Origin of the sequence: Bradyrhizobium sp. AZCC 2230 (genome assembly GCF_036924495.1) — a bacterium.
In the GTDB taxonomy this organism is placed as follows: domain Bacteria; phylum Pseudomonadota; class Alphaproteobacteria; order Rhizobiales; family Xanthobacteraceae; genus Bradyrhizobium; species Bradyrhizobium rifense.
In genome coordinates this window covers 3,584,344-3,605,561 of record NZ_JAZHRS010000001.1, presented here as the reverse complement: position 1 = coordinate 3,605,561, position 21,218 = coordinate 3,584,344, and the positions used below count along the sequence as shown (strand labels likewise).

At 61.8% G+C, this 21,218-nt stretch carries 17 protein-coding genes; 7 read left to right on the top strand and 10 right to left on the bottom strand.

Translation table 11 applies throughout. The annotated features are described in order from the left end of the window. Window position 1: 1 nt before the first annotated feature. Complete coding sequence (gene cydB, locus V1280_RS17360) at window positions 2–988, top strand: cytochrome d ubiquinol oxidase subunit II (protein ID WP_334526294.1); 987 nt, start codon at window positions 2–4, stop codon at window positions 986–988. Between the two features lie 12 nt (window positions 989–1,000). On the opposite strand, the gene V1280_RS17355 is transcribed toward cydB, so the two are convergent. From V1280_RS17355 to V1280_RS17325, 7 genes are all read right to left on the bottom strand, one after another. Further along, the gene (locus tag V1280_RS17355) at window positions 1,001–1,963 is read right to left on the bottom strand and encodes a GlxA family transcriptional regulator (RefSeq protein WP_334526292.1); all 963 of its coding nucleotides are present in this window, start codon (window positions 1,961–1,963) and stop codon (window positions 1,001–1,003) included. Between the two features lie 57 nt (window positions 1,964–2,020). Continuing rightward, the gene (gene hemH, locus V1280_RS17350; RefSeq protein WP_334526291.1) at window positions 2,021–3,064 is read right to left on the bottom strand and encodes a ferrochelatase; all 1,044 of its coding nucleotides are present in this window, start codon (window positions 3,062–3,064) and stop codon (window positions 2,021–2,023) included. Between the two features lie 56 nt (window positions 3,065–3,120). After that, on the bottom strand, window positions 3,121–4,422 hold the full coding sequence (hemA, locus tag V1280_RS17345) for a 5-aminolevulinate synthase (protein WP_334526288.1): 1,302 nt from the start codon (window positions 4,420–4,422) through the stop codon (window positions 3,121–3,123). A gap of 124 nt (window positions 4,423–4,546) precedes the next feature. Next, window positions 4,547–6,010 (bottom strand): catalase, encoded by a 1,464-nt coding sequence (locus V1280_RS17340; protein ID WP_334526285.1) that lies wholly within the window; start codon window positions 6,008–6,010, stop codon window positions 4,547–4,549. A 154-nt stretch (window positions 6,011–6,164) separates the two neighbouring features. Further along, window positions 6,165–7,118, bottom strand: coding sequence for an agmatinase (locus V1280_RS17335; RefSeq protein ID WP_334526282.1), 954 nt, complete (start codon window positions 7,116–7,118; stop codon window positions 6,165–6,167). Window positions 7,119–7,206: 88 nt separating this feature from the next. Continuing rightward, window positions 7,207–7,848, bottom strand: a complete 642-nt coding sequence (locus V1280_RS17330; protein WP_334526279.1) for a glutathione S-transferase family protein — start codon at window positions 7,846–7,848, stop codon at window positions 7,207–7,209. Window positions 7,849–8,043: 195 nt separating this feature from the next. Beyond that, window positions 8,044–9,291 carry an oxalate decarboxylase family bicupin gene (locus V1280_RS17325; RefSeq protein WP_334526276.1) on the bottom strand — a complete coding sequence of 416 codons (1,248 nt, stop codon included), beginning with the start codon at window positions 9,289–9,291 and terminating at the stop codon, window positions 8,044–8,046. Window positions 9,292–9,529: 238 nt separating this feature from the next. Here V1280_RS17325 and V1280_RS17320 point away from each other — a divergent pair, with 238 nt between their 5' ends. Next, complete coding sequence (locus tag V1280_RS17320) at window positions 9,530–11,863, top strand: FdhF/YdeP family oxidoreductase (RefSeq protein ID WP_334526273.1); 2,334 nt, start codon at window positions 9,530–9,532, stop codon at window positions 11,861–11,863. Window positions 11,864–11,868: 5 nt separating this feature from the next. Continuing rightward, window positions 11,869–12,276, top strand: a complete 408-nt coding sequence (locus V1280_RS17315) for a thioesterase family protein (protein WP_334526270.1) — start codon at window positions 11,869–11,871, stop codon at window positions 12,274–12,276. 123 nt (window positions 12,277–12,399) lie between these two features. On the opposite strand, the gene V1280_RS17310 is transcribed toward V1280_RS17315, so the two are convergent. Together V1280_RS17310 and V1280_RS17305 are read right to left on the bottom strand one after the other, a co-directional pair. Beyond that, on the bottom strand, window positions 12,400–13,083 hold the full coding sequence (locus V1280_RS17310; protein ID WP_334526267.1) for an AraC family transcriptional regulator: 684 nt from the start codon (window positions 13,081–13,083) through the stop codon (window positions 12,400–12,402). Between the two features lie 58 nt (window positions 13,084–13,141). Beyond that, on the bottom strand, window positions 13,142–13,516 hold the full coding sequence (locus tag V1280_RS17305) for a DUF305 domain-containing protein (RefSeq protein WP_334526264.1): 375 nt from the start codon (window positions 13,514–13,516) through the stop codon (window positions 13,142–13,144). A gap of 303 nt (window positions 13,517–13,819) precedes the next feature. On the opposite strand from V1280_RS17305, the gene rpoH reads away from it, so the two are divergent. From rpoH to V1280_RS17285, 4 genes are all read left to right on the top strand, one after another. After that, window positions 13,820–14,722, top strand: a complete 903-nt coding sequence (rpoH, locus tag V1280_RS17300) for an RNA polymerase sigma factor RpoH (protein WP_334526262.1) — start codon at window positions 13,820–13,822, stop codon at window positions 14,720–14,722. Window positions 14,723–14,943: 221 nt separating this feature from the next. After that, window positions 14,944–18,126: an efflux RND transporter permease subunit gene (locus tag V1280_RS17295; protein ID WP_334526260.1), complete on the top strand. Its 3,183-nt coding sequence runs from the start codon at window positions 14,944–14,946 to the stop codon at window positions 18,124–18,126. Next, on the top strand, window positions 18,123–19,388 hold the full coding sequence (locus V1280_RS17290) for an efflux RND transporter periplasmic adaptor subunit (RefSeq protein ID WP_334526257.1): 1,266 nt from the start codon (window positions 18,123–18,125) through the stop codon (window positions 19,386–19,388). Before V1280_RS17295 ends, V1280_RS17290 begins: the two co-directional genes overlap by 4 nt. Before the next feature lie 302 nt (window positions 19,389–19,690). Next, the gene (locus V1280_RS17285) at window positions 19,691–19,915 is read left to right on the top strand and encodes a hypothetical protein (RefSeq protein WP_334526255.1); all 225 of its coding nucleotides are present in this window, start codon (window positions 19,691–19,693) and stop codon (window positions 19,913–19,915) included. A 215-nt stretch (window positions 19,916–20,130) separates the two neighbouring features. Here V1280_RS17285 and V1280_RS17280 read toward each other — a convergent pair whose 3' ends face one another. Beyond that, window positions 20,131–20,940, bottom strand: coding sequence for a hypothetical protein (locus V1280_RS17280; RefSeq protein WP_334526253.1), 810 nt, complete (start codon window positions 20,938–20,940; stop codon window positions 20,131–20,133). Between the last annotated feature and the right edge of the window lie 278 nt (window positions 20,941–21,218).

Genomic DNA, 21,218 nt, shown 5'->3' with positions numbered 1-21,218 from the left:
GATGGTTTTGTTCTGGGTTGCTCTTCTGGCCATTAGCATATTGATCTATCTGCTGCTCGATGGATTCGATCTCGGGATCGGCATGTTGTTCGGTCTCGCCGGCAGCGAGGCGGATCGCGACACGATGCTCGACACTGTCGCGCCGGTCTGGGATGGCAATGAGACTTGGCTTGTCGTTGCCGGCGTGATCCTTTGGGGCGCGTTTCCACTCGTCTATGCCACGCTGCTGTCGGCCTTCTATCTGCCGGTCATCATCATGCTGCTTGGGCTGATCCTGCGTGGCGTTGCCTTCGAGTTTCGCCACAGGGCGGCGCGGCATTTTCGCTGGATCTGGGACGTGAGCTTCGTGGGCGGGTCGTTCGCTGCGAGCTTCATGCAAGGCGTGACGGTCGGAGCCCTGGTGCAGGGCCTGAAGTTCACCGACGGGGTCTATGTCGGCGGTGTTTTGGGCTGGCTGAGCCCGTTCTCGCTGTTGTGCGGCATCGGGCTGTGTCTGGGCTATGCACTTCTGGGCGCAAGCTGGCTGGTGCAAAAGTGCCGGTCGGGCGTCCGTGACACGGCTCGTCGCCAGATTCCCGGGCTGGCGCTCGCCGTCCTGGCGTTTCTGATCATCGTTTTTGCGCACGCCCTGATCAAAAACCTTCCGATCATGCATCGCTGGCTCGATCGGCCCTATCTGTTTGTATTTCCAGCCGCCGGAGCCGTGGCTGCGGTCGTGCTGGCCAGCAGCATTCTCCATCACAACGATCGCTGGCCGTTCGCCGCTGTCGCCGTCATCTTCGTCGCGGCGTTTGGCACGCTGGCACTGTCCTTCTGGCCTTACATGATCCCGTTTGCCATCACGGTCGAGGAGGCGGCGGCGCCTCACGCCAGTCTCGCCTTCATGTTCTGGGGCGAGGGCCTCTTCGTCTTCCCCTTGATGGTGCTGTATGTCGCGATCGGGTATCGCGTGTTCAGAGGTAAGGTGGGGACGACACCCGGCCACTAAGACCGTGCGGCCTCATCTGCGGAAGCGCTCGCGATACTCGCTGGGACCGGTGCCAATGCGCCTCAGAAAGGCTCGGCGCATCACGTCGGGATTTGCAAAGCCGCAACTCGATGCGACGCGCTGCAACGGCTTGTCGGTATCCTCGAGCAGACGCCGCGCCGAATCCACGCGCGCCATCTCGACGAAGTCGGCCGGCGTCATCCCAGCCTCCTCTTGAAAGACGCGGGTAAAATTGCGCACGCTCATTGCGGCCCGTGAGGCAAGGATCTTTACCGTCAAGTCGAGGGGCAAATGATCGAGGATCCAATGCTGGATCGCCTGGATGCGCCCCTCGGTCGCGACCTGTGCGGCAAGATGGGCGCTGAACTGTGACTGGCCGCCCGGTCGCTTCAGGAAGACGACCAGCCGGCGCGCGACGGAGAGCGCGACTTCGCGTCCGTGATCGTCCTCTATCAGCTTCAATGCGAGGTCGATTCCGGCGGTAACGCCGGCAGAGGTCCACAGAGGACCGTCCTCCACGAAGATCTGATCGGGCACCACTGTTGCGGCTGGAAATCTCTCCGCCAGTTCCCCAGCATGCTGCCAATGTGTCGTCACGTTGAAGCCGTCAAGCAATCCTGCCGCGCCGAGAAAGAAAGCGCCCGTGCAGACGGAACCGTAGCGGCGACTGCGCGGCGCCTGCCGTCGAAGCCAGGCATGCAGGGCCGATTCCGTGAAGGCTCGAGCGTAATCGGGTGTGCCGGCGATCAGCAGTGTATCGATCGGTTGGTCGTCCTCGACGATCGAGCCGTGGGTCAAGATCGACATCGCTCCGGCCGTCACGGCTCGATCCGGACCGATCGACAACAGACGCATCTCGTAGTTGCACCTGCCGGGAGCCTGCCGATTGGCCTCCAGAAAGGCGTCTAGAGGGCCGGAAACGTCCAGCGATTGTGCGTTCTGCGGCACAACAATTGCGATCGGCGTGGCAGACATTTCGTTCTCCCCGTCGCACGGCACGGGCGCCCCGCAGGTCGCCTCAGCCCCGTAACATCAAATCCAGCCGCTCAATTCTCGGCGCACAATCGCCTCGATCACGCGCATTCCACGGCTGCTGTCGTTCAGACAGTCGATGCGAGCGAATGCTTCGCCGCCCTCGGCAAAGAAGTATGCCGCATTCTCGCTCCCGATTTCCTCGATCGTCTCGAGACAATCGGCCGAGAAGCCAGGGGTTATGACCGCGATCCGTTTGGCGCCTCTTGCCGCGAGTGCCTTTATGGTCTCGTCCGTATGCGGTTTCAACCATTCTGCCCGACCGAAGCGTGACTGGAACGTCACAATGAGTCGTTCCTGCGATAAGCCCAACCGCGATCGAATGAGATCCGCTGTCCTGTGGCAATGTACGTAGTACGGGTCGCCTTCGATACGCGTATCGAGCGGCATGCCGTGGAAGGACGCCACGATAACGTCCGGCTCAAAGCCCGCGCTTGAGAGACGGTCAGACAATGAGCCCGCGATCGCGTCGATGTAGCTGTCCTCGTCATAATAGGGCGCGGCTATTCGCAATGTCGGCTGATTTCGCATCAATGCAAGCAGATCGAAGAGCTTGTCGCATGCGGTTGCGCTCGTGGCGGCCGAATATTGCGGATAGAGCGGAACGAAAAGGATGCGCGTGCATCCCCGCGCCGTCAGGCGCTCGATGGCGGCCTTCAACGAAGGATTGCCGTAGCGCATCCCCCAGTCGACGATGACATCGGAGTTCGTATCGCCAAGAAGCCCATCGCGGATGGACTGCTGCAGCTTCTCTGCCTGTGACCTCGTGATGGTCTTGAGTGGGCTCTCGTCGCGTCCGCGATTCCAGATCGTTGCGTAGTCCTTGCCCTTTCGCCGCGGCCGCGTGGTGAGGATCACTGCATTCAGGATGAAAAGCCAAAACAGTCTGGGCGCTTCGACCACCCTTCGATCGGATAGGAACTCGGCAAGGTATCGTCTCACGGACCAATAGTCCGTCCCGTCCGGAGTACCGAGATTGCTCAACAGCACCCCGATCTTTCGGGAGTTCGTCTGCCCGCCGACGTCGGAGTGCAGAATGGTCATATCCACCTCCTCATAGGCTGATCCCTTGCCAGGCGAGACGCGCGGCGGTTCTGAGCCTAGAAAGGTTGACCGTGCGGTGATTCCGGCAGCGCTCGGTAGCCGGGCGCGGTCACTGTCAATCCGGGCCGGTCCGAAGGTCGATGCCGCCTTGCGAGGGGGAGACCGAGCTCCTGCCAGACCCGGACCATAGAGTCGGTCAATTGTTCGACCAACCGGGCATCGTGTGCCGGGGTCGGTGTAATTCGCAGTCGTTCGGTGCCCCTGGGGACGGTCGGATAATTGATCGGCTGGATATAGATGCCGCAATGGTGGAGCAAAAGGTCGCTCGCCCGCCTGCATAGCTCGGGATCCCCTACCATGATCGGGACGATGTGCGTTTCGGTTGGCATCACGGGCAAGCCGGCTTTGCGCAGAGCGGATTTGGTGGCTGCTACGGACATGCGCTGCGCGGCGCGTTCGCAATGCGACGCCTTGAGGTGAGCGATCGACGCTTTGGCCGCCGCAGCAACGGCCGGCGGCAATGCTGTTGTGAAGATGAATCCAGGCGCATGGGATCGCACCGCATCGATGACGGCGCCCCGACCCGCAATATAGCCGCCAAGCGTACCGAAAGCCTTGGCGAGTGTCCCTTCGACGATGTCAATCCGATCCATGATGCCATCGCGTTCGGCGATGCCGCCACCGCGCGGGCCGTACATCCCGACCGCGTGCACCTCGTCGAGATACGTCATTGCCCCGTAACGATCGGCGAGATCGCAAATCCGCTTGATCGGCGCGACGTCTCCATCCATGGAGTAGACGCTTTCGAAGACAATCAACTTAGGGCGGATTGGTGCTGCGCGTGAGAGCAACTGCTCCAGGTGTTCGACATCGTTGTGGCGCCAGATCTCCTTGTCACAACCGGCCGTGCGCACACCCTCGATCATGGAATTGTGATTAAGGGCGTCGGACAGGATAAGACAGTCCGGAAGAAGCTTCGCAAGCGTCGCGATGCCAGTCTGGTTCGAGACATAACCCGACGTGAAGACGAGCGCAGCCTGCTTGCCGTGCAAGTCCGCGATCTCGGCCTCCAGTTCGACGAGTGCACGATTTGTCCCCGAGATGTTGCGTGTACCTCCTGCGCCTGCCCCCATGCTGCGCGCAGCGCGGCACATTGCCTCGATGACTTTCGGGTGCTGACCCATTCCAAGGTAGTCGTTCGAACACCACACGACGACGTCTCGCTTGCCGTCCGGTCCATTCCAAACGGCATGGGGAAACTGTCCCGCCCTGCGTTCCAGATCGACGAACACCCGATATCGCTGCTCGTGCTTGAGAGCACTGATGGCGTGTTCAAAGCTGCCAATGTAGTCGAACATCCTCGAATTCCTCCTGAGAGCATCCAACCGGACGCCACGCATGAACAGACCGGTGCCTCCCGTTGCTCGCGCCGATCGCGCGGGCAACGGGTTTCAGCGAAGTCGCGCTGCTTTCCGACGATGGCTAGAGCTTGCCCTCGGCGAACCTGGCCAGCGCGTCGGCGACGCCTTTGCCGTAGGCCGGGTCCGCCTTGGCGCAGTTGGCCACGTGGCGTTCCTGGATGTGCCTTGCCGCCTGACCCACTTGGCGTGCGGTGTTGTCGAACAGCGTCTGCTTCTGCGCCGAGGTCATGTTCCGGAATAGATGGCCCGGCTGCTGCCAGTGATCGTCGTCCACGCGGTGATCCCAATGCGCGGCAGCGCCGGTGATCTCGAGCGGCGGCTCGTTCAGCTGCGGCCGGTCCGTCCATTCGCCACGGCTGTTTGGCCAATACGTCGGCGTACGGCCAAGATTGCCGTCAGTCCGCATTGCGCCGTCGCGGTGATAGCTATGGAACGGGCATTTCGGCGCGTTGACCGGAATGTGGTGATGGTTGACACCGAGCCGGTAGCGCTGCGCGTCTCCATAGGAGAACAAGCGCGCCTGAAGCATCTTGTCGGGCGAATAGCCGATACCCGGCACAATATTGGCGGGCGAGAACGCTGCCTGCTCGACTTCGGCAAAGACGTTTTCCGGGTTCCGATTGAGCTCGAAATAGCCGACCTCGATCAGCGGATAATCGGCCTTCGGCCAGACCTTGGTGAGATCGAACGGATTGAAGGCAAATTTCGTCGCCTGCTCGTCCGTCATCACCTGGATGCACAGGGTCCAGCGCGGAAACTCGCCTTGCTCGATGCTGCCGAAGAGGTCGCGCTGGTGGCTCTCGCGATCCTTGCCGACAAGAGCCTCCGCCTCTGCGTCAGTCAGGTTCTGAATACCCTGCTGGGTGCGGAAGTGAAATTTCACCCAGACGCGCTCATTGTTGGCGTTGAGCAGGCTGTAGGTGTGACTACCGAAGCCGTGCATGTGACGGTAGCTTCTGGGGATGCCGCGCTCGCTCATGACGACGGTGACCTGGTGCAGCGCCTCGGGAAGCAGCGTCCAGAAGTCCCAGTTGTTGTCGGCGCTCCGCATGCCCGTATAGGGATCGCGCTTGATGGCGTGGTTCAGATCGGGAAAGCGCAGCGGATCGCGAAAGAAGAAGACGGGCGTGTTGTTGCCCACCATGTCCCAATTGCCCTCTTCCGTATAGAATTTGAGCGAAAACCCGCGGATGTCGCGCTCGGCGTCCGCCGCGCCGCGCTCGCCCGCGACCGTCGAGAACCGCGCGAACATCGGTGTCTGCTTGCCAATTTTGGAGAAGATCCCGGCTTTGGTGTAACGGCTGATGTCGTGGGTCACCGTGAATGTGCCGTGAGCGCCCGAACCCTTGGCGTGCATTCGCCGCTCAGGAATGACTTCCCGGTCGAAATGCGCGAGCTTCTCGATCAGCCAGACGTCCTGCAGCAGCGCCGGTCCGCGCGGTCCAGCGGTCTGTATGTTGACGTTATCCGTGACCGGCGCGCCGGACGCGTGGGTCAGAAACGGTCTTCCAGTCTTGTCGTTCATTGGGTTCTCCTGTGATTGGTCTTGGAAAATGCTTGTCACCCAACCCTTCGATGGGTGATTGACAAGAGTGCTCTCGGATCGAGAGGTGGCACCTCACGATCGAGCTTGATGGGCCAGCGCGTCCGAGGGCTACGCTTGCGAAGCCAAGGCGCCGTCAGCGTTGCCTTTTCGTGCGCTCGTGGAAGATCGAGCCGATGAAATCGAGACTGGTCCGCGCCGCGAGCAGCGACGTGATTCCCGATGGATCGTAGGGCGGCGAGACCTCGACGAAGTCGACGCCGACCACCTCGAAGCGCCGCGCGACCTCCCTGAGAAGATCCTTGGCTTCATAGTAAGTGAAGCCGCCGTGGCTTATCGTCGCCGTGCCAGGCGCGATCGAGGGGTCGAAGCTGTCGATGTCGATCGAGACGTAAACCCGCTCGCCATCGCCGATGTGGGAGAGAGCTGCGGCCGCGCCCATCGATCGGAATTTTCGCAATGGGACGACGTGCGTGCCGTAAGCCTTCGCCGCCTCATAGTCCTTTCGGCTCACGGAAGCCATGTTGTGCGGACCGAGCGTCGTGATGCCCTTCACATGCGCCATCTCCGAGGCACGGCGCATCGGGCTGCCGTGCCCCCAGCTGATGCCGTTGCGCTCGTCGATGAAGTCGAAATGCGCATCGAGATGGATGATGTGGATCGGCTTCTCGTTCGAATATGCCGCCACCGTCGCCATGGTGATGGCATGGTCGCCGCCGAGGATGTAGGGCATCGTCTTGGCGTCGAGCAGCGCCCGAACCGCCAGCTCGGCGTTGGCGAGGCTGCGCCTCGTGTCGGCATAAATGACGTCGCTGTCGCCGGCGTCGACGATCTTGACTTCTTCGGCGCCGAGATAGGTTACCTCGTCCTCGAAATCGAAGACGCCTTCCGGGCCAAAGCCGTGGAACATGGACACTTCGCGGATCGCGCGCGGCCCGAAACGTGTCCCGACGCGATAGCTCGAGGCTGTATCGATTGGGATGCCAAGGACGGCGACATCAGCGCCATCGAGCTCGTCCCAGTTGGTACAGGCGGGCTGGCCCGCAAAGGTGGCCAGGCCCACGAAGGGCAGATTCATTCGCTCCGGCATGTTTCGACTCTTGGATTGCGTTGTCATTGCAGCGATCCTTCTCGAGATTGGGAAATTACGGTGCGATCACCGCGCCGAATTGCTGCGTTCAGCAGATTTCGCCGGTGACGCCTTCACCCTCATAGGCACGGCGGACTGCGGGTAGGGCCCCAACCATGTCGAGCAGCCGCGCGATGTGCGGCCGCGAACGAGGCGGATTGGACATCGGGCGGGCCCAGCGGGAGAGCATCACGAGGTAGAAGTCGACGGCGCTCAGCTTGTCCCCCAGGAAGAGAGGGCCGTTCGCTTTCAAGTGCCGATCGATTACATCGAGGTAGGCGCCGGCGCGCTTCTCCGCGCCGTTCCTGACGATCTCGGTCGCGGCGGCATCGGTGCCCGTCAGGCGGTCGGGGTACTGCCAGATCATCAGCTCTTCCTGTAGCGAGTTCGTCAGGAAGGTGATCCACTGATAGAACCTGGCACGTTCCGGCGTACCGACCTTGGGTGCAAGGTCTGCCTCCGGATGTCGATCGACTAGGTGGAGAACAATCGCGGCGGCCTCGAACAGCACGAGTTCACCGTCGACCAGGGTGGGAATGCGACCGTTCGGATTGATCTCCAGATATTCTTTTGACTTCTGGGTATTGCTGGCGCGGTCCACGAGTACGAGCTCGTATTCGTGGCCGATTTCTTCGAGCACCATATGAGGCGCAGCGTTGGCGTTACTGGGGAAGTAGTGAAGTTGGTACATCGCATCTCTCCGAATTTGTGCGTCCATGAACGGAAAACTAGAAGTCACACCGATTGGCCACAATGAGGGAGGTCCGTCGATGTCGGCCAAAGGTCCGTCGATGTTGGCCAGCGCCGTGCTGGACGCACGAATACGGATGAATCGGTGGCTTGCGCGTGTTCGGCACTCACCAACCGATCCAAGGTCATGCCTGCCTCACCGCTTCGGCATCACGCCTGGCGCGTTTTCGGGCCAGCTCGCGATCGTTGCCTCATCTACGTTGAGATGCTGCGCCACGAGTTTCGGCGGCGTGTGCGCGAGCCAGTTGGAGAGGGAGACTTCCTCGTAGTGCGGCGCGCGAAAGACTCCGATGAACTGGAGATCGGTATCGCCGACGTTCTCGACATAATGGCCGAGGTTGCGCCGGACATAGCCGATGTCGCCGGCATTGAAGTCCATCGTCAGTGCGTTCGGGCCGGTGTCGAACACGGTCATGCGCGCCTTGCCCTTGAGATAATACTGCCACTCGTCCGCATTGGGGTGCCAGTGCATCTCCCTTACGCCGCCGGGACGAACCGTGACCAGCGCGGCGGCCACAGCGGTTGAAACCTTGAAGTTGCTGCTGTCGGCGACCCGGATGCTTCCCGTATCGGACGATTTGAACGGCTGGGATGATCCGAGCGGGAATATGAAGGGATGCGTGGCGATGGGCGCGTCCTTCTGGATTGCGGCGCGATCGCCGGCAAGGTCGCCGGGCACGGTGCCTTGGAAAATCCAGAGATTGTGCAGCGGGATCTTTGCGAATGCGTCTGCCGGAACGCCGAAGTTCTTGGCCAGTATCTCGGGCGGTGTGTGGGCAAACCAGTCCGACACGAGCAACGTGTTGAATTCGTCAGCATGCCCGTCGTCAAAGCAGATGACGAATTCGCATCCATCCGGGCCCAAGCCCTGCAGTGAATGCGGCGCGCCCGGGGGGAAGTACCAGAGGTCGCCCTCCTTGACGTCTGCGACATAGGGACGACCGTGCGCATCGAGCACCGTCACACGGCAAGTGCCGTAGGTCATGATGGCCCACTCGGCGGCCTGGTGCCAATGCAACTCGCGGATGCCCCCCGCCGTCAGGCGCATGTTGACGCCTGAGATCTCCTTGGAAATGGCAAAATCGGCAACGGTGACCTGTCGCGCCCATCCTCCATTCTGAATTCGCTTCGGTGCGTTGTTGAAGGAGGCCCACGGTGTCGGCATGCCGCCGACATCGGTTGCCGGGGGAGATTGCGCGGAAGGAAATTGATTGCCAAGAGCCTCACTCTGCGGGCCCGGATCGCGTAGATTTCCCGGCCCCTTCCCGTTGATGGCGCCCTGGGGCGGCTCGTCCGGATTGCCGAAGGATCCGGCCTTCGCTGCGGACACCGTCATGGCCGCGCCCATTGCCGAGGCCGCCAGCAGGTTTCGTCTCGAAATCATGTTTGTATCTCCAAGCGGATTGCACTGCGGAGCCGTCAATAGCGGTCTCTCTCCGTGGAGTTAGGAAAGCGCCGATGTGAGCCAATCCAGAGAGGACGTCAGCCTTTCCAAAATGCACTACGACATCTGCTGATCGGACCCTTCGGTCTGCCGCGCCGGCAGAATCCGGCAATTTCGAAAGAAAGCCCGCGGCTGAAATCACAACTGTTTCGTATCGGTACCTGCAGAGGTTCTCGCGATGTCGGAACGAAAAGAAATTCGCCCCTATCATCATCCGGCCGGCGGGTGGGGTGCGCTCAAGGCCCTGAGCGAGCACCTGATCGAACAGCGGATTCCGATCAAGGGGGCGAACACGCTCCGGTGCATGAACCAGCCCGAAGGGTTCGACTGTCCCGGCTGCGCCTGGCCAGATCCGAAGCACACCTCATCATTCGAATTCTGCGAGAACGGTGCGAAGGCCGTGGCGTGGGAAGCGACCGCCAAGCGTTGCACGCCAGAGTTCTTCGCGGAGCACTCGGTGGCCGAACTCGCCACCTGGAGTGACTACGATCTCGAAATGGTAGGCCGCCTCACGCATCCGATGGTCTATGATGGAGCAACTGACCGCTATCTCCCGGTGAGCTGGAGCAAGGCGTTCTCGATCATCGGTCGGCATCTGAAGGCACTGCCCGATCCGAACATGGCGGAGTTCTACACTTCCGGCCGCACCTCGAACGAAGCTGCTTTTCTGTATCAACTCTTCGTGCGGGAGTACGGCACCAACAATTTTCCCGATTGCTCCAACATGTGTCACGAGGCAACGAGCGTCGGCTTGCCGCAGTCCATAGGCGTGGGCAAGGGCACGGTCCTGCTGGAGGATTTCGACAAGGCTGATTGCATTTTCATCTTTGGCCAGAACCCCGGCACCAACAGCCCGCGCATGATGACCAATTTGCGCGATGCCGCCCGCCGCGGTGCTTCGATCATTTCGTTCAATCCGTTCCGTGAGCGCGCCCTGGAACGGTTTCAGGCCCCGCAGAGCCCGATCGAAATGGCGACGTTGAGCTCGACGCAGATCAGTTCGCGCCTCTACCAGGTTCGAGTCGGTGGTGACGTTGCCGTGATCAAGGGCCTTATGAAGGTTCTGGTCGATGAAGATGCTGCGGCGCGGGCGAGAGGCGAGCAGCCCGTTCTGGACTGGGATTTCATCGGTGACCACACCCACGGGCTTGATGAACTCGTAAGCGATCTGAGGGCCGCACAATGGACTGATATCGAGCGTTACTCGGGGCTCAGCCGCGAGGAGATCGAATATGCCGCGCAAGCCTACATGAAAGCCGAGCGCGCGATCATCGTCTACGGCATGGGAATTACCCAGCATCGGCGTGGTGCCCAGAACGTTCAGCAATTGGCCAATCTCGCTCTTCTTCGCGGCCACATCGGCCGTGAAGGAGCAGGCATCTGCCCGGTCCGCGGCCATTCGAACGTGCAGGGGGATCGTACGGTCGGCATCACCGAGACGCCGTCCGGAGTTTTCCTCGATCGGCTGGAATTCCGTTTTGGTTTCAAGGCACCTCGTGCGCACGGTCACAATGTCGTCACGGCGCTCGAAGCGATGATCCGCGGTGACGCGAAGGTGTTCATCGCGATGGGCGGCAACTTTGCTGCTGCAATTCCCGATTGGCAGCTGACGCAAGATGCGCTCAGGCGGCTCGATCTCACGGTCCACATCTCGACCAAACTCAACCGCAGTCACCTGATCCACGGGCGCGATGCCCTGATCCTGCCCTGTCTTGGCCGCACGGAGATAGACATCCAAGCGACCGGGCCGCAGTCCATCACCGTGGAGGACTCCATGTCGATGGTGCACGCGTCGGCCGGTCGCAACCAGCCCGCGTCCGAGCATCTTTTGAGCGAGCCCGCGATCGTTGCCGGCATGGCCCGGGCGACCTTGGGGCAGTCCTCCGTCGTCGACTGGGACGGCTTCGTCGCCGACTACGATCTTGTTCGCGACGCGATCGAGATCGTATTGCCGATATTCCAGGCCTACAACGAACGAATTCGCGTGCCCGGCGGCTTCCATCTCGTCTCGACCGCGCGCGAGCGCATCTGGGCGACGCCCAGCGGCAAGGCCAATTTTCTGGTCTTCGAGGGCCTCGGCGAAGATCCGAACGACGATCATCCGGAGACGCTCTGGCTAAGCACAATTCGCAGTCATGATCAGTACAATACTACGCTCTATTCGCTGTCCGATCGCTACCGGGGCGTCTATGGCCAGCGCGACATCGTGTTTCTCAATCAGTTCGAACTGGACAAGCGCGGGCTCGCGGACGGCGATCGCGTCGATCTGGTGACCGTGTCGACGGATGGACGCGAGCGGCGGGTACGCAACTTCCGCGTGGTCGGATACTCGTTTCCGAACGGTTGCTGCGCGGCCTACTACCCGGAGACCAATCCGCTGGTGCCGCTCTATGCGCACGATCCCATCAGTTTCACGCCGTCTTCGAAGGGCATCCCGGTCCGAATCGAGCGCACCGGCGCCAACGTCACGGACGAGTCCTCGCATCAGGACGAGAGCGATCAGAGGAGTTGAGACGGATGAATCCGAGCACGAACATCGCCATCGGCATGGCTGCCGCCGTGTCGATTGTGGTCACCCCCGATATGACGGTCGGGCATTTCGTTCCGGGTATGCCGCAAGTCTACGCGACCCCGATGATGATCCTGCACATGGAAATGGCCGCCGGCCTCGCGGTCGCAGCTGCCCTGCCGCCGGGATACGTCAGCGTTGGCATGTCGGTCGATATCCGGCATCTGGCGGCCACGCCGGTCGGCGGTCGGGTACGCGCGCTTGCGCGCGTCAAAAGCGTCGGCGCAAAGAGCCTCCTCTTCGAGATCGAGGCGTGGAATGATCTCGGAAAGATCGGTGCCGGAACTCACCGCCGGGGGATCGTGAATGTCCCCGAGTTCGAGAGGCGGTTCGGCGTTCACCAGGTCGTGGCCTGACGCCCCCGCCCGTTGCCGGCAGAAGCGCGGTCATCTCACATATCACAGGGCAGGCAGCTCGAAATCGACGGCGCCCGTTCCAGCTGCCGTCGACCGTTCATATCGGCAGATAGCGCAGGGCCGTCACAGCTCTATGGCAGCCTGCTCGAGCTCGCACCGCGGGGGCATGTCATTGCCGACGCGCCAGCACCGGGGAGTGCATCCCGTGAACCGCTTGAAGACGGTCGTAAAGTGGGCCTGGGTCTGGAAGCCGACCGTGAGCGCGATCTCCATGATCGGCATCGTGGTGTCCCTCATCAACTCCGCGGCCCGCCGAATTCGCCGCTGCAGCAGGAATTCGTGCGGGCGCAAGCCTGTCGCCACGCGGAACTGAGAGGCGAAGTGCATGCGGCTAAGCCCCGCGACCGCAGCCAGATCGGGCGAGGTCATCTTCGACGACATGCTGGCATCGATGTAGTCGACGACGCGTTTGAGCCGCCATTTCTGCAATCCCTGGACATGGCGGCCGCGAACGGAGGCCTGATCATTCCCGGCCGGTCGCTCCGCGGCAGGCCGCAGACCGAACTGCCTGACCGCGATCGCGAGCCGAAGCGCTTCCATGCATTGACGATCATTGTTGTGCGTGGCGACCTTCAGGGTCTCAAACAGCGACTGAACGACTTCATCTCTGGACTCCATCTCGGAGGGGGCCGACGGTAGATTCGACAGGCGACCACTTGCAATCGAAGCTGAACGTCCTGCCTCGTTCTCGCTTGGGGCTGCATGCGCGAACAATTGCCGAAGGGGATCGTGGGTCTGGACGGACATCTTGAGTCGCTCCGGGATGAACAATGCTGTCAGGTCTTCACGATGTGGCGAGATGCCGTCAACTCGGTGCGAGCGAGGCGATCTCGGCGCCGGTCGACGGCATCAAATTGGCGGCGGCCGGCCGCGCGTGACGCAGGGAGGAGATTTCCTGCTCCTGCCGGCTCACCATCCTCTTTGCGAGCTGCCGAAGTTCGTCGTCGTGGCCGTGCCTGATCTCCGCACGCGCCATGTCGATCGCGATCCGATGGTGAGGGACCATCACATTGACGAAATCGCGACCGATGTCGTCAGTCGGCGTCATCATCATGCTGCGGCTTATGTTGCTCATCGCAAGATCGTTATCGAACAGAAACTGCTGCTCGTCCGCATCCTTCACCGTACGTGCTTCAGAACCGTGCTTCGGATCCTGCGCGAAGGCGAATGATGTCGCCATGACCGATAGGCTGGTTGCCAGCGAGATGGCACGTCTGCGCACGAATCGGCGGGAAAACAAGGGCACATCGAACTCCAGGGCAAGCTAATGTGATCAGTGTCACGCAGACGGTTGCGTGTTGCTGTCTTGAAGATGCCAAGGGGGATCGATCAGCTCAATTAAAAATGGTTTTAAGGTTCGGTGAGCGAGACGAGCGCCGGCGCCGGCTAAACCCGAATTCAGATTTCTTAAGCCCAATTTAGTGGCCGCCCCATCCACGCTCTCCCTACAGTTGAGGTGCCGGACCCAACGTAGGAGCAGTCAATGCAGGCTCAAAAGGCCACCGCCAATGTCACCGGAGTGCCAGCTCTGCAATCGGCTGGTATTCTCGCCTATTCCGCAGCCATCAAGCGCTTCGATCTACTCGAGTGCGACCGGGAGCAACAGCTCGCGCGGCGTTGGCAGGAGCGGCGCGACAAAAGCGCGACCGACGAACTGGTTACGAGCCATCTTCGCCTCGCCGCCAAGGTGGCACGGGGCTACAAGGGATACGGTCTTCCGATCGCCGACCTGATCGCGGAAGCCAATCTTGGACTCGTGATTGCAGCTTCTCGTTTCGAACCCGGACGCGGCGCGCGGTTTTCGAGCTATGCCATGTGGTGGATCAAGGCGACCGTCCACGAGTACATCTTGCGCTCTTGGTCCCTGGTCAAGATCGGCACGACGGCCGCGCAGAAGAAGCTCTTCTTCCGGCTGCGTGGTGAAATAAGGAAACTCGCGGGCGAGACAGCAGCCCTGACGCCTGAAATGGCGCAGGTCATTGCGACAAAGCTCGAAGTGACCGTTCGCGACGTGGTTGAAATGGATAGTCGGCTCTGTGGTGATCGTTCCCTGAATGCCCGGGTCGGCGACGGAGATCAATCGGCGGAATGGGAGGCGACGCTCGTTGATGAGTCTCCCGACGCAGAGGAGATCGTCGCGGAGCACGACGAAGCAACACGCAGGTCAAGGGCCCTGCGCGGCGCGATGGAGGTCTTGACGGAGCGCGAGCGGCGCGTGTTCGAGGCGAGACGGCTCGCAGAGCCCCCGTTGACCCTCGAGCAACTCGGTTGCGAGCTATCGATCTCGAGCGAACGGGTGCGGCAGATCGAGACGTCTGCATTCGCCAAGGTCAAGCGTGCGACGATACAGGGGACCAGGGCGGGCAGTGACGCACTGGCTGCGTGAAGTGCACGAGCATCGAGCCGGTGCTCGGTTGGCAGGTTCGGCTCGATTGAACAGGAAGCCGCGGACATCACGGCTGCGCGAAGCCTGACCAAAAGGTGAAGTTGCGCGATGGCTTTGTCATTTCCTGTCGGAGCGACTGAATTCCAACTTGATTGACGCGGCTGGCCAATCGACGTGATGCCTCGCCGAGCGTTTTGAACCGACGGGCGCAGGGGTCTTGAATGGGAATTGTTCGATTTGCACTGAAGTTTCCGTACACCTTCTACGTGGTGGCGGCTCTGATCCTGTTTCTGGGTGGTGCCGCGCTGTGGTCGATGCCGACGGATATCTTTCCGGAGATACGTATCCCGGTGGTGACTGTCATCTGGCAGTACACCGGGCTGTCCACGCCGGAGATGGAGCAGCGCGTCAGCACATATAGCCAGTATTCCATCAGTGCCAACGTCAATGGCATCAAGAACATGGAGTCCCAGACTCTTAACGGTCTTTCGGTACAGAAGATCTATTTCCAGCCCGACGTCAATCTCGACCTGGCTATCGCGCAGATCGTTTCCGCAACCAACTCCATTCGTGCGTTGATGCCGCCGGGCATCCAGCCGCCGATTGTCGTGCAGTTCAATGCGTCGAGCGTCCCGGTGCTGCAGCTCAGCCTGAATTCGGACAATCTCAACGAGCAGCAACTCTACGACTTTGGCATCTATCGTGTTCGGCAGCAGCTTGCGCCCGTTCCCGGCGTCACCCTGCCCACACCGGCCGGCGGAAAGTATCGCCAGATCATGGTGGACATCGATCCGGACAAGCTGCTGTCCCGAGGGCTGACGCCGCTCGACATCGTCAACGCGGTCAACACTCAGAATCTCACGCTGCCCTCCGGCACTGCGAAGATGGGAGACATCCAGTACACGGTGCGGACCAACGCGACTCCGGCGACCATCGACGATCTCAACAAGATCCCGGTCAAGTTCGCGAACGGTGCCACCATTCTGCTGAAGGACGTCGCCCAGGTCCGCGACGGTGCGATGGTGCAGCAGAACATCGTCCGCGAGGACGGTCGTCGCTCGGTCCTTCTCGGCATCATCAAGAATGGCAATGCCTCGACGCTGGCAGTCGTCAATGGTGTGAAGAAGGCGCTGACCGCCGTTCGCGCTGCCGCGCCTCCCGGACTCAAGATCACAGAGCTATTCGACCAGTCGGTCTTCGTGACAAATTCGGTGAATGGCGTGCTCCGCGAAGGGGCGATCGCGGCGGGGTTGACCGCCATGATGATCCTCCTGTTCCTGGGCTCGTGGCGCTCGACCCTGGTGGTGATGATCTCGATTCCGCTAGCGATCCTGTCGTCGCTCGTCGTGCTCTACTTCCTCGGGGAAACGCTGAACACGATGACGCTGGGCGGACTCGCCCTGGCGGTCGGTATCCTGGTCGACGATTCGACCGTCACGATCGAGAACACGCATCGGCTGTGGACAGAGGAGGGGATGTCGCTCGCGGACGCGACCTTGCATGGAGCGGCCGAGATCGCGGTCCCCACGCTGGTGTCCACCCTTGCCATCAGCTGCGTGTTCACGTCGGTGGTGTTCCTCGAAGGGCCAGCCAAATACCTATTTACGCCGCTGGGACTCGCCGTCGTGTTTGCGATGCTTGCGTCCTACGGATTGTCGCGAACGCTGACACCGATCACGATTGGGCTGCTGTTGAAGGGCGAGCGCCGGCATGTCTACGGCGAGGTCCCCACCGGGCTGTTTTCGCGCCTGTCCGCCGCCTTCGAGCGCAGCTTCGAGCGGCTGCGCGACGGCTATTCCCGGCTTCTCGGGATGCTGCTTCGACGCCGCGCCGTCGTGCCGATCGTTGCGGTCCTGATGCTCGGCCTGGGCGCGGCGATGTTGAGCCTCGTGGGGCGGGATTTCTTCCCATTGATCGATGGAGGCCAGATCCAGCTCCATGTCCGCGCGCCGGCAGGTACCCGGATCGAGAGCACGGAAGCCATCTTCCAGAAGGTCGAGGACAAGATCCGCGAGGTCATTCCCGAGAAGGATCGCTCGCTCATCGTGGACAATATCGGGCTGCCTGCGCGGGCGTATAATTTGGCCTTCGCCGACGGCTCGACCATCGGCATCAACGACGGTGTCATCCTGGTCTCGCTCCGGGACGGCCACAAGCCGACCGCGGAGTACATCAAGAAGCTGCGTCAGGTTCTGCCGGCGTCGTTCCCGGAGGACACTTTCTATTTTCAGGCCGCCGACATCGTCACACAGATTTTGAATTTCGGACTGCCGGCGCAGATCGACGTTCGAACCGTCGGCTATGGCACCGACAATCTGGCAATTGCCAAGAAGCTCCAGAAGCGGCTGGCCGCCATCCCGGGTGTTGTCGATGCCCATCTCCAGCAGGAGATCGATGGCCCGGCGTTCTATGCGGATATCGACAGGACCCGTGCCGCCCAGCTCGGGCTGAACGCCAGCACGGTCGCGACCAACATCAATGTCAGCCTCAGTTCGTCAGTGCAGGTCTCGCCGAATTTCTGGACCGATCTGAGCTCCGGTATTCCCTACTATCTCGCCGTGCAGACACCGGAATACAAGATCAATTCTCTGAATGCGCTGGCCAATACGCCCGTGTCCACATCGATGGCCGCGAGTGGCCAGACGGTACCCGGCATGCTCAGCAACGTCGCGACCTTTAAGCGCGACACGGTGCCGACCAATGCCAACCAGAGCAACGTCCAGCCGGTCTACGAGGTCTATGCGAGCGTGCAGGGCCGCGATCTTGGTGGCGTGGCAGCCGATATCGGCAAGGTCACCGCCGATCTTCAAAAGCAACTCAAGCCCGGCAATTCCATCCAGGTCCTGGGCCAGATCCAGAGCATGAACGACTCGTTCCGGGATCTCGGTATCGGCCTCGTGTTCGCGGCCGTGTTCGTCTACCTGCTGATGGTCGTCAACTACCAGAGCTTTGGTGAGCCCTTCGTGGTCATCCTGGCGTTGCCAGCGACGTTGTGCGGCATCGTGACCATGCTGTTCATCACCGGGACCACGCTCAATGTCCCGTCGCTGATGGGCGCGATCATGTCCGTCGGAGTCGCATCGGCGAATTCCATTCTGCTGGTGACGTTTGCGCGCGAGCAGCAGCTCAAGGGCCATTCCGCCTTGGAGGCGGCACTGAGCGCCGGACGCACCCGGATCCGGCCGGTGCTGATGACAGCCGCCGCGATGGTGGCCGGCATGATCCCGATGGCCATCGGCGGTGCCGGCGAGGAGCAGAACGCGGCACTCGCCCGCGCCGTGATCGGCGGACTGCTGTTTGCAACGCCGACGACCCTGCTCATCGTCCCCTATCTGTTTGCCATGCTGCGCAAGGGTAATGACGGAAAGCCGCAGCATGGCGTGTTCGAGGAAACGCAGGCATGACTGAGATAGATCTGCGGCCCGATCGGCCGCTCCACGACCTCGATCTTCCGGACGATGCGGATGAGCCTTTGCTGCGGGTCGAGGGCCGGCAGAGGCGACGGTCCGGAGCGACCGTGTTCGGGTCAGCGGCGCTGCTCTTGCTTGCCGGAGGGCTCGCTGTGGGTGGCTGGCGCCACTATGAAGCCGAGCGCGCGCTGGCCGCGACGTCCGAACAAGCGCATACGTTTGTGCCCGAGGTCCGTCTCGCGACCGTCCGCGCCAATGACAGCAAAATAAACGTCACCTTGCCGGCGACGACGGCAGCCTTCGAAGCTGCCAACATATTTGCCAGGACCAGCGGCTACATCGAAAAGCGCTACGTCGATATCGGCGATCGGGTGAAAGCGGGAGCGCTGCTGGCCGAGATCGTCGCGCCCGAGCTGGACCACCAGATCGCGCAGGCCCAGGCCACATTGGCGCAGACCCAGGGAACCCTTCAGCAGACGCAGGCGAGCCGTGAACTCGCCGAGGTCACTAACGCGCGCGACAGCGGCCTCGTCAAGCAGGGATGGCTGACCGCCCAGCAGGGCGACAATGACCGTCTGACACTGCGCGCACAGCAGGCGGCCGAGGCCGTGGCGAAGTCGAACATCGCCGCTCAGCAAGCTCAGATCAAGGTTCTGGAGCAGGACAAGGCTTATCAGCGCGTGGTGGCTCCGTTCGACGGCGTGGTCACCCAGCGCAGTATCGACAATGGCAGCCTCGTGCAGGCCGGTTCGACATTCATGTTCACGTTGATGCATGCGAATGTCATCCGCACGCAGGTGTTTGTGCCGCAGGACGAGGCGATCGGAGTTCAGCCGGGTGTCGATGCGGTCATCCGCGTCCCGGAGCTGCCGGGCCGGGCGTTTCCGGGAAAGGTCACGCGGATTGCCACCGCGCTCCAGCCCGGCAGCCGTACGTTGCTGACGGAGATCGACGTCCAAAATCCGGATGGCGCGCTTCAGCCGGGCATCTATTGTACCGTCGAGCTGTACATTCCGCGCAAGACGCCGTCGTTGATCGTACCGGCCGACGCCGTTGTCTTCGATGAGAACGGCCTGCATGTCGCGGTCGTGAAAAATGGCGTTGTTCACATGCAGAAGATCTCGATCGCACGCGATTTCGGCACGCAGGTCGAGGTGCACGATGGCGTCAAGCCGGGCGATCAGGTGATCCTCAACCCGATGCTGAGCCTGGCGGAGGGTAGCCGGGTTTCTGCTCACGGGCCGCAGACGAGCTAACTCGCTGCCAAACCCCGACGAGCCGCCGATCGAGAGCACGGCGTGCTGGATCAGCCTCGTATTCCAGTCTACGAGCACGCGTCCGCGAACCGCCTATGGTGACCGCAAGGCGAGTGCTTCCGTCTCCGATGCAAGCGAGGCACTGCGTGCCCTGGCCGCTCCTGGTTTTCCGGATTAACGAATCGTAAGCGGCTCACAGCTAATTGGGCGCCTGTGAGCAAGTCTTGCATTCGCCTCCGCTGCATCGATCCGCACCTCCTTCATAGGGCAACACGTTCGTTGCATTTGAATGGAGAAGATTGATGACGATGTTGAAGATCTTGTCGGCGGGACTGATCGCGACCGCGATGTTCACGACGGCCGCCAGTGCACGCGAGACTTACACGAACCAACGACACATCCCTGAGCGCGCTCATCACGCGAGCGTCTTTCCGTTTGCACGATCTTTCGGCGCCTACACCGCAGCGCCGTCGGAGCAGCAGCCGGACGGAATTTGCGATCACGGTGACGATGAGCAGATTTGCTGAGGGGCAGACGAAGGAGGCCCGGCGGCACAAACGGGCTTCGCAGTCGCCGTCTCCCATGTATCTGCGGCGCGCGAGGACGAGGTACTGTCCACCAAACCGTACAAATGTTTGGCTCGCTCAGCGCGACTCGGCCCGGTGCGGCGTCCCGGATCGCGCCGGCGAGCCTGACCACTGGGTTCAGTCGACCGAGTTGTCGAGGATTGCAGGAATTCCGCTTAGCAGCCCGCAGGCGGGGATGCGCTCGCCGCCGCAGCAGGGCCGCCGGTGATGGGGCTGGCCGGGGCCGGATTGGCGAGGTCCATCGAAATGCTTTCGGGACACGCGCTCGTGTTCGGGGTGGGCATGACGCTCGGCGCGGGGCTGATGCTGGTGTCGGCGGTGTCGGCGTCGATCGCCGGCGGTTGAATGGTGCCGGGGGCAGGGGCTGGCGGGATATCAGGCGTTGACGCCGGCAAGGCCGAAGCATTGGTGAGGGTGCTTCCGGGTGCCGACGTGCAGGAGCTCCCGGGAGTGGAACTGCCGAGTGCGCTCGCCGGCGCCACCGTGCCTGTCGTGCTGCCAGTGACTGTGCCGACGATGGTCACTGGCATCGCCGCCGGCAAGGTCGGCGGCAGGGTTGTAACGGTCATCGGCGTAGCCAGCCCGGACATGCCGGTGATGGTCCCCATTGCGCCCATCGTGCCCATCGCCACGGTGGGGCTCGCAGAAACGCTGCTGCTCGTGGCGGTGACGCTCTCCACCGATGGCGAAAGCTCCACCGCGGTCGGCGCGCAATTCACGCTCGTTCCTGGAAGTGTCGGGTCCAGCGCCAACGGGGGAGAAGCCAGCGTGGTCGCCGGCGCACCGGGAACGGTCGCGGCCGAGAAAAGGCTCGTGAACGGGCTCGGTCCTGCCAGCGGGGACGACACAATCGCGCCCGGTGTCGTCGGAATAGCCATGGCGGTCGTTCCCATGGTCGAGACTTGCGCCAGGCATCCGTTGCCGCCCAGCAGCAGAACGGCCGTCGCGCAGATGAGCATACGCATTTCAAGATCCCGGACGTTTGACTGTCGAGATCAAATGTAGGTACTGGGGCCCGTAGATCCAATTCACGTTCGAGAGCAGAGATTGACGGCTCCAAGCAGCCGGGTGCCGACCGCGCCCGTGACGCGAGATGCGCGCCAAGTTCGGATCGAACAAATTCATACCAGCTCTCGATCGCAGATTCTCAACTCGCCGTCATGGTCCTTGCCGGAGCGCCTCTAGCGCCTAGTCTTTATCCACGACGATCCGATCGTCGGGAGGCGCTTCCGAAAAGAGCTGC